Raw genomic sequence first — 14654 nt, 5'->3', positions numbered from 1 at the left:
TGGAGGAAATGGATGGCTTCCTAATGTAACTTAATCATTAGGTGAATCATATGAACGTTGTAAATTCCACCGTATCGCAATTGCCTTTCGCTCAACAGCACGTTGCCCCTGAGGCGGCGAGCAAGACGGCAGTAGAACATGCATTACCCTCTTCAGTGGCGGTTACTCAGGACATCGCTGCCAAAAGCGCTGGCCGGGATAACGCCTCAATAGAATATGAGATGTTCGCTGATGAAGGTGATCGCTTCAATAGAACCGGGCGTGGGCTAGGGTCCATAGGGGCTAGGTTTTTTAAAAAGAAAAAGCTGGTCGTGCCAGACAGTGCTAAGGCTCCGGAAGCGGTCAAACTAGGGGCCGTTGATGTCAATAAGCCCGGAACTTCGGGAACAACGGCATTTGATAAAGACATTGCCAAAGAGCAAGCTGAGTTTAAGCCCGAGGGCAGCCAGGCCAGCAAGCTTGTGCATGAAGAAGTCAAAATCGTCGAGCCTGCTTCCTTAAGTTTGACTGTCCCCAATGTAAGCGTTAACGGAAAAGCCGTCTCGCCGTTTTCCTCGGAAGCGCTGACTAAAGCAAAAAAAGAGTTTGAAGACGCCGCGGCTGCCGCTGATGCAAACAAGACAGAAATGCCAGTGAAGAAAGAGGTCAAAGCTGACGCCGATACAACGACCGCGCCCGCAAAGCCGAAACTCTCTGATACTAAAAAGCTCTTGGTCACGGCCACCGTCGGCGCGGCGGTGACAGCGCTGGGTACCTTTATCGCTAAGCTGATTGAAAAGACCCTCAGTGACGATCCTGCCACTAAGTTCAAGGTTTCTTTAGCCGAAGCAAAAATCATCGATAGGGTTCAGCAAGATGTTTTTGGCGTGGTGACCACGCTGCATCACGCTGTTGGAAAGCCGGACTTCGATGCAGGCTTCGACTGGTCTCTTAAAACCGACGCAGAACGTATCATTGCGCTTGAGGCCATGACTATCGAACTTGAGAAAGCGTATGCAAATCTTGGCGTAAAGTTTGACGTTGAAACTCACTTTGATCATTCGCGTAGCGACGATCCAGACGTCGCGGTGCGTGCAAAAATCATTGAATCCAGGCTGGCGGTTATTATCGCTATCAGTAATGAAATCGCGCCGAAAATGAACGCTAAAGTGAAGTAAGGCATGGACCTCGGCTTTTCTAAAGCCTGACCGGCCTCTTTGCGGTCAGCGGCGTAAAGCCTTTCCTAAAAGTGCTGTTGTCTTCGCAGCAGCCGTGTGCACGCGGCTGCTGCGCAGGCAATGGCATTTTTTTTGGCTGCGCGTGGCGGTACTTGAGTAAGAGGGTATTTGAATGTCTGCGTAGGCATTAGCACACCTCAGTTATCAGGTGATTGATTTTTTCGGAGTTAGCATGGAAGTGTCACACACAGTGTGTTGGCGTGTTCGCCAGGAACTGCTTCAGCGCAGGTGTCCACTTAACGATGGGACATTATCTTATCGGCGAGGTGTTATATGACGACTGTTTCGGGTTTTAACTCATTGCCGATGGTGCCACGTCATGTGGCGCCGTCGGTTAAAACGGTCGCCGTACCTGCCGTGGAGACCGCCCCGGCGCACATCAATAGCACTGCCATTCGAAGTAAGCGCAGCACAGCGCTGCCCGACAGCCCCGAGGTTCGTGCACGGGCTGATGCTCAGGTGGCGAAGTTCTTCGCAAGCGCATTGGCAACTCGTTCCTTTCAAACCTCAATGGCGCCGCCCAACGTTGAGGTCTCTCTACAGTCCACACTCGGTCGTTGGCGAACTCAGCTGGACAGCGCGTTCAAAGGCCCTGGGTTCCTGGCGTGGGCGAAAGAGCAGGGGCTTGATACGAAGCGCATGAAACTGGACCCCGCCCGTGGGGAGCTCACCGGTATTGTCGATGGGAAGCAGCAAACCTTTTCCTTAAAGGATGATTCGGGCTGGTCAGATATTTCTCGAACACTGTTGTCCATTGCCAAAACGCTCGCGCCTGAACCCGGGCAAGCATTCAGTTACCCCTGGCCGGACGGGCAGGTGCCGCTTTACACGGTAGGGCGGTTTTACAATGAGCCTATCGACCTTACGCCCGCGCAATTCGCCTTGCACCGCAAGAAGTTGCTGAACAAGGCGCTGTTTGAATTCGCGCCTGTGCCTTATGCGTCACTGCGATCTGCAGAGGCGATAACGCGGCTTAACGAGGCGTTGGGGGATGAGGCTGAACGTCATGCACTGATTACGGCGCTGAGGTCCCAGGTAGATGATGCCAATGGAAATATACAGCTCAATAACGCCAGGCTGCCTCTTAACCCCCACGTTAGCGAAGTTGTCGACGAGCAACGCCGAGCGCTGAGTGTTGCGCAAATCATTGAGCAGGAAGGCTACAAAGTGCCGGTCAATAAACAGCAGGCACTTGAGTTGGCCCAGGCGCTGTTCTTTGACCTTGCCCATCGGGCGCCCGGGGCAGACGCGGGTGGGGCACAGCCCATCGCTGGACTATTGGGTGTCACGTTACTGCGCAAGATGCGAGCACAGGTCGAAGATTGGAAGAAGCAACCAACCGCCCAAGTTTCAAGTGCCCAGGCAGGGGCGGGGGCGGGCAGTTTATTACATAGGTTGATCAGCCTGCTCCCTGAAACCACGAGGAAGCTGATTGCGCAAAACCCCTCACGCGTACATGACCAGCTCATTCGCTCACCTCAGGCACGGGAACTGGGTGAAGGCATACAAAAAAAGCTTAAATTAGCGCAGACGCCGACCAGTGCGATCGAGAGTGTGAGTGCCGCACTCGTGCAAGAACTGGATCCAGGGGCCGGTAAATCGCCCTTCAATTTGGCCGGCTATAACCTGTATAGCAATGACAACGCCGGCGCTTCAGCCGCTGAAGTTGTCAGGCGCTTCATCACGCACCTTGAGAATAAGGTGGGAGCAGAGGCCGCGCCTCTTGCCGCGCACCTATTACTCTCGGCAGCGGCGCCCGAGTACCTGGTAAAAGAGATACAGCCTAATCTTGTTTATGGCTCTCATACCTGGGTGAGTTTCTGCACAGCGGTTTCACGTATCGAGCAACAAGTGCCTGGGGCGTCAGCGAACATGACGTTTAGCCAAGTGATGGCTTACGGTGAGGTGCCTCCGGTTTCACTTGAGAGCGAGGTCCAATTGAGCGTGGCAGCGCGCAATCCAATTATCAGTTGGGGGGTTGCAAACGATATTATCCAAAGCCGTCCCGATCATAGTTACACCGCGGACGACGCCAGGCGTTCACACGAAGCATTGAACAAACAGCAAAGAGCGCTTGCGTGGGCAAAGACTGTCTTGTTAACACCGGCGATAACGCGAAGGGCGCTGGCGTTGGCAGAGTTACTGCGGGTATTTCCGAACGTGGATCCGACGCAGGCGGTTTTGCAGGATACGTCGGTAAAACACACGCCTGTGTCGTTACTGGATATCTACATGAGCGGGCCAATCAAACCGGGCAAGTGGAAGTCGCTGGATAACACCAAATGTCCCTATGATGAAATAAAGTCGCAGCTTTCCAAGCTTGAGCCGGATATTAATAAGGTTTTTTCGGATACGTTTCAGGCGTATAAAAGAGATCATGAAGATGCCTGGAGTATTCGCTTCAAGTACCAACTGTCTCTGCTGCCCCCCGCTGATCGAGAGCATATAAAACACTCGAAGGTCACTTTTTTTGAAGTGTCTCGCCCCTTTCTTGAGACGGAACTTGACCCACGAGGAGGCTTGTTTCCCGGTCGCCGAATCCGACAGCCGACTGAGCAGGAACTTGAGGCGCGAAAAGGCAAGCATGGTCTGCTCATGAAAGTGGAGGGGCGTGATGGGAAGGTGAGCGCTTATAGTTATTTCCCCACCGAAGGAAAAATGGTCAAGGAAAAGGGCTACTCGGCGCAGCACACTGACATTGACGACAGCCTGTACTTTAATGGGGACCCCGTCGGTCGCCGACCTGGCGCGCCTACGCTCTTTACGCAATACGGTGCGGCGAATGACGAGCGTGATCTACCCGGCAGCGCCGGTAACATAAACACTGCTTATTTTTCCGAAAGAAACGGCACACTCGGTCTAACGACCGCTGGTTTTTTAACCCGTCATTATGAGGCGCTGAAACTTCAAGCGGCGGGTGTCACTGCGCTTGAGAAAGGACACGCCTACGATGCAAAGTTAAAAAGTTTTTTTCTGGGTCTCATTCCTTTTTATGACGGCGTGCAGGATGCAATCAAGGGGAACGTCGGGGGGGCAATTTTTAATATCGGGTTCGATATTTTTGGCTTTGTCCTCCCGGGGCTGCACGCTGCCCGCAAAGCCTCCACGCTTGGCAAGAGCGGACTTGGCGTGCTCAAAAGCTTTCTTTTCGCAGGTGTCGGGGCCTCAGTGGGGTATACCGATACGGTTGATATTGCGAAAAATTTAAATAAGGGGGCGGGGGCAGTCTATAAAGACATCCACCACCTTGCCGGCACTGGGCAGGCACTATTGTCTCGCCTTAAAGGTAACTACAAAACCTATGAAGTGACTAAAGTCTATAAAGATGGCGATATCGCCAAGGGTTTTCTTCGGTCGGCGGAGGATAACGTGTGGCGCCCTTCAGTGGCAGTTTTCAAGAAAGGCGGGTGGTACGCATACAATGTAATAACCAAGGCGCCATTTGGCCCTCAGGCGGCACAGTTTGGTGTCGTGAGTGCCTTGTAATACTGCATTTTTATTGGATGTGTTGTTCGCTCGGATAGTTTGTTTTTGTTGCTGTATTGGAACGCTTTCTGTGCTTTCTTCCACTGATTAAGAGGGAGTAATGGATGTCTTTCTGCTATTAATTAATGGATACCTGTCTACTATGTGTTGATCATGAGGTGGCACACCGTGATACTTTTTAATTCGATCCAAGAACATAAGCGAGTAAAGTGCACAAGGATTGGAGATATTATTTCTTCGTTTGGACATATCAGGAGAGCTGACACTGATGTCCCTACGCGGACCTCTGTAGAAACGCCCAAAGTGGCAGGCGCTCAACAGGGCAGCAGCGCGGGGGTGAGCGAGCGCAAATTTGACCAGGCGTCTGTCGATGCCAAAGTTGAAAGTTTCATGGGGCAAGGGCACACGAGCGGCGCCCGGTCGCCGCAACAAGCGCCTGATGCTCATGCGCCTGACACCCCCGAGATGGCTGAATACAAAGCCAAACATCAAAAGGAATGGCAGGCCCGTAAAGATGCAGAAGCCCGGGATAAATTGTTTGGCCAGTCCACGCCCGGCCGAGTGGATGGAGAGGAGGTTCAACCGTTCTCTTCGCAACGCCTTGAGAGTGAATCTGCATCACTGACAAGCGCTGCTAAAGCGAAGGCTGAGAAAGCGGCACCGGCCAGAAATATTTCATTACTGCGCACTGCAGTCATTGCCGCACCGTTTAGTGCGGCGGGGCTGATTGTTGCCGGAGCCGTTAATGCTTACACCAAGACACTTATTGACCCCGCGCCCGTCTCCAACGCGCTGACACAGGAAGATCTCACGAACGCCCTAATCGTCGATCAGACTCGACATGATGTATTTAAGGCGGCAAACACGTGGAATGGTCTAAATGGCTATAAAGACTTTGCTCCCGGCTTGAGTTATGCCTCGAAAGACGATGATGGGCGCATGGACGACCTGGAAGAGCTGGTTGATATTGCAGAGGCACAGTTGGCTATCAATGCCAAAGAGATGGGTATTTCACTCACCTTCGCTTCCACGGGGGCGCCGAAGGATGATATCGAAGGCCGCGCATGGGATATCAATACAAGGCTTGCCGTACTGACGGTGTTGTTCAAGCGCATGTCAGCAAAGTTGAAGGCTGGCGTGGCGTGAACTTTCGCGCTTTCCCTCCCTGCCGCCGGGCCCTGTTGGCGTAGTCGGCAAAGGCGCCAAGCGCACAAAAGCGTCGTTGTCGCTGACGTACTGTATTCACAGAGGTCGGATTCAACGGCGCTTTTAATCAAGCAAGCCATCAGCCTGGGTGCTTGTCCGACGTGCTCCTGGCGCAGGCACCTCACGCTAAAGAGTGCGACTTTTCTCACCTTACGCTAACCTGCCTCGATGTTTTACGAGGTCAACCATGCACATTCATATTCTCGGTATTTGCGGCACATTCATGGGGTCGATGGCGGTTCTGGCTAAAGAGCTGGGCCACCATGTCACCGGCTCCGACGCCAACGTTTACCCGCCCATGAGCACGCAACTGCAGGCCCAGGGTATTGAGTTGACCCAAGGCTACGATCCGTCGCAATTCGACCCGGTTCCGGACCTGGTGGTTATCGGCAATGCCATGGTGCGGGGTAACCCGGCGGTCGAGTACGTACTCAATAAAGGGTTGCCGTATGTCTCCGGCCCCCAGTGGCTGGCGGACCATGTGCTGCAAGGCCGCTGGGTACTGGCGGTGGCCGGCACTCACGGCAAGACCACCACCAGCAGCATGCTGGCCTGGGTGTTGGAGCATGCGGGCATGAGCCCGGGCTTCTTGATTGGCGGCGTGCCGCAAAACTTCTCGGTGTCGGCGCGCCTGGGCGATACGCCGTTCTTCGTGATTGAGGCCGATGAATACGACAGTGCGTTCTTCGATAAGCGCTCCAAGTTTGTCCATTACCGCCCGCGCACGGCGATCCTGAACAACCTTGAATTCGATCATGCGGACATCTTCCCCGATCTGCCGGCCATTGAACGCCAGTTCCACCACTTGGTGCGTACCATCCCGAGTGAAGGCCTGGTTATCCACCCCACCACTGAACCGGCCTTGCAGCGGGTGATCGACATGGGCTGCTGGACCCCGGTGCAAACCACCGGCGCGGGCGGGCAGTGGCAGGTCAAGTTAATCAGCGAAGACGGCTCTAAATTTGAAGTGCTGTTGGAAGGTGAAGCCCAAGGCATCGTTGAATGGGACATGACCGGTCAACACAACGTCGCCAACGCGCTGGTGACTCTGGCAGCCGCGCGGCATGTGGGCGTGGTGCCATCAATGGGCATTGCGGCTTTGAGCGCATTCAAAAGCGTGAAGCGCCGTATGGAAAAAGTCGCCGACGTGAATGGGATTACTATCTACGACGATTTTGCCCACCACCCCACCGCGATTGCGACCACGCTGGACGGCCTGCGCAAGCGTGTCGGTGACGCCAACATCATTGCCATTATCGAACCGCGCTCCAACTCCATGAAGCTCGGTGCACACCGTGATGGCCTGCCGGAAAGCGTCAACGACGCCGACCAGGTGGTCTGGTACGCGCCGGCCAGCCTCGGCTGGGACTTGCCGGCCATCGCGGCGCTGTGCACGGTGCCCTCAATCGTCTGCGATTCCATCGAGGGCATCATTGAGCACGTCAAGCATCAAGCCAAGCCAGGCACCCACGTGGTGGTGATGAGCAACGGCGGCTTCGGCGGCCTGCATGGCAAGCTGGCCGAGGCGCTGAAATGAGCGGCCCGGAACGCGTCACCCTGGCGATGACCGGCGCTTCCGGCGCGCCGTATGGCCTGCGCTTGCTTGATTGCCTGGTGCGCGAAGACCGCGAGGTGCATTTTTTGATCTCCAAGGCCGCGCAATTGGTGCTGGCCACCGAGACCGATGTTGCGCTGCCGCCCAAGGTACAGATGATGCAAGCCTTCCTCACCGAATATACGGGTGCGGCAGCGGGGCAGATCAAGGTCTACGGCAAAGAGGATTGGATGTCGCCCGTGGCCTCCGGCTCCGGAGCGCCGGCCGCGATGGTGGTGGTGCCGTGTTCCACCGGCACCTTGTCGGCGATCGCCACGGGCGCCTGCAATAACCTGATCGAGCGTGCGGCGGACGTGACCTTGAAGGAGCGCCGCCAGCTGATCCTGGTGCCGCGTGAGGCGCCGTATTCGAGCATTCATCTGGAGCACATGCTCAAGTTGTCGAACATGGGCGTGACCATCTTGCCGGCATCGCCTGGCTTTTATCACCAGCCGCAGACCATTGATGACCTGGTGGATTTTGTGGTGGCACGGATTCTCAACCTGCTGAACATTCCCCAGGACATGCTGCCGCGTTGGGGCGAGCACCATTTGAGCAGTGATGAATAAGGCGCTGTGGGTGCTGTTGGCGCTGCAATTGACCGGCTGCGCCACCGCGCGCACGCTGGATGCCGCGCAGCCCGGCGCGCCGGTGGTGTATGCCGGGACGCGCCTGGATTTGTATGCGATCAACGGCGGCTGTTGCGCCAAGGACCGATTTGGCGCTGAGGCGCCGAGTTATCCACACGTCGACCTGCCGGCCAGTGCGCTGCTCGATACGCTGCTGTTGCCGCTGTCGGTGTTGACGGTGTTAGGCGTTGGGTTTAACGCAACCGGCGGGCTCTAGCGCCGACCCTGAAGGCAATACAAAACCAATGTGGGAGCGGGCTTGCTCGCGAAGGCAGTGTGTCAGTCGATGCATAGTTGACTGAACCACCGCATTCGCGAGCAAGCCCGCTCCCACATGTTTAAACCGAGCTATTTGCCCAGCTTGCGCAACTCATCCGACTCCACTACCCGCACCCCATCCTGCTCTTCCAGCGCCAGGCGCCACATGGCGCGGGCCAGTTCGCAGACCTCAATGCCACGGTATTTGCCGGGAATCAACCGCGATAACGGCCCGGCCAACTGCTCGGCCAAGCGTGGCTCCAACCTGTCTCCCAGCAACAGCGACGGCCGCACGATGGTCAGTTGCGGCCAATCCTGCGCCTTGAGCGCCAGTTCCATTTCGCCTTTGACCCGGTTGTAGAAGATTGAGGATTTCGGGTCGGCGCCAATCGCACTGATCACGATCAGGTGCCGCGCGCCCATTTCCCGTGCGCGCTTGGCAAAGGCCACGACCATGTCCAGGTCGACTGCGCGGAAGGCCGCTTCGGAGCCGGCCTGCTTGATGGTGGTGCCCAGGCAGCAGAAGGCGATGTCAATTTGGCCGCTCAGTTGCGGCAAGAATACCGCCGGGTCGCCCACCGGGTTTTCCAGGTGCGGGTGTTCGGCCAGCGGTTTGCGGCTCGGCGCCAGTACGCGGGTCACGGTGGGTTCGTTGAGCAGGCGGTCGAGCAGGTGTTCGCCGGTCAGGCCCGAGGCGCCGGCGAGCAGGATATGTTGAGGTGTCAGGTACATGGTGTTTCCCCCTTGTTACACGTTACAGCTTAGTTGCCTTTGGCTTCCTTGCTATTCATTGAGACGCTTTCGAGCGCCTTTCGTGCCTGCTGTTTACGTAATAATTGCCAATGGGCGATCACACCTTTGGGGGCCCACATCTGCGGTTCGGAGGCTTCGAAGTTGTCCGCCTGTTCGCGCTCGGCCACATGCACTTCTGCCAGTTTGAAGGCCTGCTGTAAATCGTCGGTCTGGTTAAAAGCTTGTGCGAAAAGGGCGTCGCCGAAGTAGGTGAAATCCGCTTCCTCGGAACAGCCGAAAGACACGCGATCAGCGCGCGAGGCGGTCATGATCAAGGTGCGCTCATCTTTCAGCGCCGGGATAAAGCCGCCGGAATAGCAGGCGGAAATCACGATGATCTTGTCGCGGTTTTTCAGCGGGGCGAGCACGGCGGCCAGTTCATCGGCGGGCAGGTCGGCCAGCTCCATGCGCGGTTGGTCGAGTACCAGTTCGTGTTCGTGGGTGCCGTGGCTGGTCATGTAGATAAACACCAGGTCTTCCGGGCCGGTGCGCTCGGCCAGGGTTTGCACCGCACGGCGCAGGCTTTCGCGGGTGGCCAGCGGGCGGTCGGCGATGTGGTCGCGGTGGTTGACCAGGCGAATCTGCCCGCGCGCGCCGAAACGCGTGGCGAGCATGTTGCTCACGTAATCGGCTTCGCGCAGGAACACGCTTTGTTTGCCATCGCCAGCCACCGCCAGGGTGTACAGCTCGACGGCGGGCGTAGAGGGCGGCACAGCGGCGAGGGCGGCATCCAGCAAGCGGCCCTGGGCGAGTACGCCGATTTCCAGCGGGTCGGGCAGCAGCTTGCCGTCGGCATCGCGCACGCGCATGCCGTTGACCCAGGTGCCGGCCTGTACGGTGCCGTCGGTGAGCACCAGGCTGCCTTTGCCTTGGTAGCTGTCGCTGTCGAAACCGCCGATATAGAAGCTGCCATCGGTGAGGTTCAGGCGGCCCTCGCCGGTGAAGCGCCAATCGCTGAAGTAGCCGACATAGTGGCTGCCGTCGACGCCGATCAGCTCGCCTTTGCCGCTGAGTGCGCCTTCCTTGAACTGGCCGATCCACACGTCGCCGTCGGCATTTTCATAGCGGCCTTTGCCGTTGAGCTGGTTCTGTTTGAACTGGCCGACATAGATGTCACCGTCGGCGCTGTTGAAGGTGCCATTGCCTTCGAGCTGGCCATCGACAAAGTGGCCGCTGAACTGGTTGCCACTGTCGTCGTTGCGTTGGCCTTCGCCATTCGGCTTGCCGTGGGCGAACTGGCCCTGGTATTGGCTGCCGTCGGCCAGTTCGAGGCGGCCGAGGCCGGAATACTGGTCGTCCTTGAATTCACCGCGATAGGTCATTTGCCCCTCTTTGAGGGTGCCTTCGCCATTACGCCGACCATTCTTGAAACCGCCGACATAGCTGCTGCCCGCCGTGGTCAGGCTGCCCTGGCCGTCGAACAGGCCCTGCTGGAACTGGCCTTTATAGACTTCGCCGTTGCTGCCATGCCATTCGCCCTGGCCGTGCCACTGGCCTTTGTCGAACTGGCCGGCGTACCAACTGCCGTTGGGGTAGTCCACCCGGCCCTGGCCTTGCAGCAAGCCATTGACCACATCGCCCCGGTAACGGCCGCCATCGGGCAGGCGCGCATCGGGCGGCAACAGCGATTCGCCGTCTCCGCAAGCGGTGAGCAACAGGGCAAGGGCAAGGGGGGCGAGTGGGCGCATAGCGGGATCCGGATAATTGAGCGCCGAGTATGCCGCAGCCGCAGGATTCATACATAAATTTACATACACTGTGGCAAGGTTTATTGCCTCACCACAGGCGCAGCCTTACACGAAGTAGAGTGACAACGACTCAGCGACGTAGGCGGGCTTTTCCTGGCCTTCGATTTCCAGGGTGGCGGTAGCCTTAAGTAGCCATTGGCCAGGTTTTTTCTCGGTGACCTCGTTGAGTGTCACGTTCAGGCGGACCTTGGAGTCGACCTTCACCGGCTGAATGAAACGCACGCTGTCCAAGCCGTAGTTGACGGCCATCTTCAGCCCCTCGGGCATGATCAGAATGTCTTCCATCAGCTTGGGCATCAGCGACAGCGACAGGAAACCGTGGGCGATGGTGCTGCCGAACGGCGTCTTGGCGGCCTTGACCGGGTCGACGTGGATGAACTGATGATCGCCGGTGGCCTCTGCGAACAGGTTGATACGTGCCTGGTCGATGGTGAGCCATTCGGAACGTCCCAGTTCCTTGCCGACATAATCTTTGAGCTGCGCTACAGGTACATAGGGCATTGCGACTCTCCTTGGTTCATCGGTTTTTATAGGTGTGCGAAATCCATGTTAGATCATCATGGGCAACCCACTCGGTCAACCCACCATGCTTTTGGCGAATGCCGGAGCATAGGGCAGGCGTGCTTATAATGCGGCGAGTCTTTTAGGGGGGAGAACGGATGCTGTTACGTGGCCTGACATGGCTGGTGCTGTTTCAATTGATCGGCACCGCGATCAACCATTTGCTGTTGCCGGTGCTGCCGGGCCCGATCATCGGCTTGCTGCTGATGCTCGGCTTTCTGATCTGGCGTGGCGAAGTCGGCGAACCCCTGAGCCTGGCCGCCAGCAGCCTGTTGCGCTATTTGCCGCTGCTGCTGGTGCCACCGGCGGTGGGCGTGATGGTGTACGCCAAAGACATCGTCGCAGACTTCTGGGCCATCGTCGGCGCACTGGTGTTGTCGCTGGTGATCGCCATGGGCTTTGTCGGCGTGCTCATGCAGCACCTGGTCAAGCGCAAGGAGAAGGATCAATGACCTTCGACTGGCAGGGTGCGTGGACAGCCGTCATTCATCACCCCTTATTTGGCATCGGCATCACCCTGGGGGCGTATCAGTTGGTGCTGGTGGGTTTCGAGAAAACCCGCTGGGTCTTCCTGCAGCCGGTGCTGGTGTCCATGCTGTTGGTGATCGGCGTATTGCTCAGTTGCGGCCTGACGTACGCCGAGTACCGCAAGAGCACCGAGATCATGAGCATTCTGCTCGGCCCGGCGACGGTGGCCCTGGCCGTGCCGCTGTTCCTGAACCTGCGGCGGATTCGCCAATTGTTCTGGCCGATATTTACTACGCTGGTGGTAGGTGGCGTGTTGGCCACCGGCCTGTGTGTACTGCTGGGCTGGTGGTTTGGCGCCGAACACATGATGCTGATGACCATGGCGCCCAAGTCCGTGACGTCACCCATTGCGATGCTGGTGGCGGAGCAGATCGGTGGCGTGGCCGCCTTGGCGGCGGTGTTTGTGCTGATCACCGGGGTGATTGGTGCGATGATCGGCCCGGCGTACCTGTCGCGCCTGGGTGTGCACAGCCCCGAGGCGCGCGGCATGGCCTTGGGCATGACCGCCCACGCCGTTGGCACCTCGGTGGCCCTGCAGGAAAGCGAAGAGTGCGGCGCCTTTGCGGCGTTGGCCATGAGTCTGATGGGCGTGGCCACGGCGGTGTTCCTGCCGCTGGCCGTGTCGGTGATTGTTTAAACCGGGTTTAAGGAAACCTTTATGAGTCTGGCGCTGTTCCCGCTCAATACCGTGCTGTTCCCTGGCTGCACCCTCGATTTGCAATTGTTCGAGGCGCGCTATCTGGACATGATCAGCCGCTGCATGAAAAAGGGCGAAAGCTTCGGTGTGGTGTGCATCCTTGACGGCAGGGAAGTGGGCATGGCCCCGGACGGCTACGCGCTGATCGGCTGTGAAGCGCTGATTCGCGACTTCAAGCAGCAGGACAACGGCCTGCTGGGAATTCGCGTCGAAGGCGGGCGCAGGTTCCGGGTGCGTGACGCCGGGGTGCAGAAAGACCAGTTGCTGGTGGCCCAAGTGCAATGGCTCGAAGAGCTGGCGGACCAACCGCTGGAAGAAGAGGACGCCGACCTGCTGGCGTTGCTCCAGGCGCTGGCCGAGCACCCGATGGTCGCCTCGCTGGACATGGGCACGCATGCCGATGGCCAGCAAGCGTTGGCCAATCAGCTTGCTTATCTATTGCCGTTCACCGAGGCCGACAAGATCGACCTGCTGCAACTCGACGACCCGCAGCAACGCCTGGATGCAATCCAGATGTTGCTCGACGAGTTGCAGGGCGAACTCTTCACTCAGTAGGCGTAGCGCAGCAGGGCGTGGGACGTGCCGTTGAGCGCGATGAAACTCAGCACCGCCACCAGCGCCGGTAACAGCAGCCACCAGGCTTTTCGTGGCATGGGCGGCAGCGGGCTGCGGTACTGGATGGCGGTCAGGCTGAACGCGCACACCGTCATCGCCAGCAGCGTGCCGGCCAAAATGTCCGTCGGCCAATGGGCGCCGAGGTAAACCCGCGACAAGGCAATAAACGCGGCAGGAATACAGCCCATCAGCATCCAGGTCAGACGCAACCGCGTGGGTTGCCCGCGACCGGCCAGCACGGCCAGTGCCAGGAAAAACGCAAAGGCGCCGGAGGCGTGGCCGCTGGGCATGCTGAAACTGGTCAGTGGGTCGGTGAGGATTTCCGGGCGGCCACGGGCGAAAAACAGTTTGGTGCCAGTGTTGATCACCGCCGCCCCGGCCAAGGTGGCGCCGACAAACAGCGCGTGGCGCCATTGCCGCGCCAGGAACAGCAGGCCGGTGAACACGGCGCTGGCGACGAACATCTTCTTGAACTCACCCAACTGCGTGATGCGCACCATCACCTCGTCCAGCCATGGGCTGCGGTGTTCCTGCACCAGCGCGCTGAGGCCCTGGTCGAAGTCGTTGAGGTGGGTGTAGCCGATAAACAGGGCGATCAACAGCGTCAGGCTGGCGCAACCGATCCACAGCGTGGCGCGGCGATGGCCGCGCAGGCTGCTGTTTAAACTCAGCCCCAGCAATATCGCCAAACAGGCTGCGACGATGGCCGCTTCCGGCCAGAAGCCTTCCGGCAATGGCAAGCGGAACGCGGCGCCAGCCGCCCAGCCGGGCAGCAGATAGGCCACCGACCAACCTGCTGCCGCCAGGATGCTCACTGCGGCAAAGCGCGGGAAGGGCATGTCGCACATCCCGGCCACCATCGGCAGCATCGGGCGCAGTGGGCCGATGAAGCGTCCTACCAGCAGGCTGGCGATGCCGTACTTATGGAAGTAGGTTTCTGCGCCGTTCATCCATTCCGGGTGGTGACGTAAGCCGGGCAGGCGCCGGATGTTCTGGTGAAAATGTCGGCCCAGGTAGTAGGAAACCCCGTCACCCAGCAGGCCGCCGAGGAAACCCAGCAGCAGGGTTTCACTCAAGGACAGCGCGCCGCTGCCGGCCAGCGCTGCAATGGCAAACAGCAGCACCGTGCCCGGCACGATCAACCCGGCGATGGCCAGGCACTCCACGCACGCGACGATGAAGACCGCGACGGCCAGCCATTCGGGGTTCAGGGTCAGCCAGCCGGTAATGCTATCGAGCCATTGGCCCATACAATCCACTCCATGTATGTAATACGAAACCTGAGACAGTGAAGATCAATTGTGGGAGCTGGCTTGCCTGCGA

The 14654-nt window shown here is 58.2% G+C and carries 13 protein-coding genes; 9 read left to right on the top strand and 4 right to left on the bottom strand.

What is annotated here, in order from left to right:
- The first annotated feature begins 50 nt into the window (after positions 1-50).
- From ACA065_RS27090 to ACA065_RS27065, 6 genes are all read left to right on the top strand, one after another.
- A complete protein-coding gene (locus ACA065_RS27090; protein ID WP_497692259.1) occupies positions 51-1157 on the top strand; it encodes a hypothetical protein in 1107 nt (368 codons plus the stop codon).
- A 333-nt stretch (positions 1158-1490) separates the two neighbouring features.
- Positions 1491-4703 (top strand): hypothetical protein, encoded by a 3213-nt coding sequence (locus ACA065_RS27085; protein ID WP_497692258.1) that lies wholly within the window; start codon positions 1491-1493, stop codon positions 4701-4703.
- Positions 4704-5039: 336 nt separating this feature from the next.
- Positions 5040-5849 carry a hypothetical protein gene (locus ACA065_RS27080; protein ID WP_497692257.1) on the top strand — a complete coding sequence of 270 codons (810 nt, stop codon included), beginning with the start codon at positions 5040-5042 and terminating at the stop codon, positions 5847-5849.
- A 247-nt stretch (positions 5850-6096) separates the two neighbouring features.
- Positions 6097-7446, top strand: coding sequence for a UDP-N-acetylmuramate:L-alanyl-gamma-D-glutamyl-meso-diaminopimelate ligase (gene mpl, locus ACA065_RS27075; protein WP_497692256.1), 1350 nt, complete (start codon positions 6097-6099; stop codon positions 7444-7446).
- Positions 7443-8072 (top strand): flavin prenyltransferase UbiX, encoded by a 630-nt coding sequence (gene ubiX / locus ACA065_RS27070; protein WP_003219402.1) that lies wholly within the window; start codon positions 7443-7445, stop codon positions 8070-8072. The genes mpl and ubiX overlap by 4 nt, the downstream gene beginning before the upstream one ends.
- Positions 8065-8349, top strand: coding sequence for a YceK/YidQ family lipoprotein (locus ACA065_RS27065; protein WP_497692255.1), 285 nt, complete (start codon positions 8065-8067; stop codon positions 8347-8349). The genes ubiX and ACA065_RS27065 overlap by 8 nt, the downstream gene beginning before the upstream one ends.
- A gap of 131 nt (positions 8350-8480) precedes the next feature.
- Here the strand turns inward: ACA065_RS27065 and ACA065_RS27060 are convergent, their stop codons facing one another.
- The 3 genes from ACA065_RS27060 to ACA065_RS27050 all read right to left on the bottom strand — a co-directional run bounded on the left by ACA065_RS27060 (position 8481) and on the right by ACA065_RS27050 (position 11431).
- Complete coding sequence (locus ACA065_RS27060) at positions 8481-9122, bottom strand: oxidoreductase (RefSeq protein WP_497692254.1); 642 nt, start codon at positions 9120-9122, stop codon at positions 8481-8483.
- 29 nt (positions 9123-9151) lie between these two features.
- The gene (locus tag ACA065_RS27055) at positions 9152-10870 is read right to left on the bottom strand and encodes a C13 family peptidase (RefSeq protein WP_497692253.1); all 1719 of its coding nucleotides are present in this window, start codon (positions 10868-10870) and stop codon (positions 9152-9154) included.
- 105 nt (positions 10871-10975) lie between these two features.
- Positions 10976-11431 carry a MaoC family dehydratase gene (locus ACA065_RS27050; protein ID WP_083356598.1) on the bottom strand — a complete coding sequence of 152 codons (456 nt, stop codon included), beginning with the start codon at positions 11429-11431 and terminating at the stop codon, positions 10976-10978.
- 158 nt (positions 11432-11589) lie between these two features.
- Here ACA065_RS27050 and ACA065_RS27045 point away from each other — a divergent pair, with 158 nt between their 5' ends.
- The 3 genes from ACA065_RS27045 to ACA065_RS27035 are packed head-to-tail and all read left to right on the top strand — an operon-like array spanning position 11590 to position 13271.
- Entirely contained in the window at positions 11590-11943 is a 354-nt protein-coding gene (locus ACA065_RS27045; protein WP_497692252.1) for a CidA/LrgA family protein, read from the top strand.
- Entirely contained in the window at positions 11940-12656 is a 717-nt protein-coding gene (locus ACA065_RS27040) for an LrgB family protein (protein WP_497692251.1), read from the top strand. The genes ACA065_RS27045 and ACA065_RS27040 overlap by 4 nt, the downstream gene beginning before the upstream one ends.
- Positions 12657-12677: 21 nt before the next feature.
- Positions 12678-13271: an LON peptidase substrate-binding domain-containing protein gene (locus ACA065_RS27035; protein ID WP_497692250.1), complete on the top strand. Its 594-nt coding sequence runs from the start codon at positions 12678-12680 to the stop codon at positions 13269-13271.
- Here the strand turns inward: ACA065_RS27035 and ACA065_RS27030 are convergent.
- Positions 13265-14581: a bifunctional DedA family/phosphatase PAP2 family protein gene (locus ACA065_RS27030; protein ID WP_497692249.1), complete on the bottom strand. Its 1317-nt coding sequence runs from the start codon at positions 14579-14581 to the stop codon at positions 13265-13267. The genes ACA065_RS27035 and ACA065_RS27030 overlap by 7 nt on opposite strands.
- Between the last annotated feature and the right edge of the window lie 73 nt (positions 14582-14654).

The organism is Pseudomonas sp. LBUM1640, assembly GCF_059716225.1.
The sequence above is the reverse complement of the archived record's forward strand: the minus strand, read 5'-3'. Positions and strand labels throughout refer to the sequence as shown.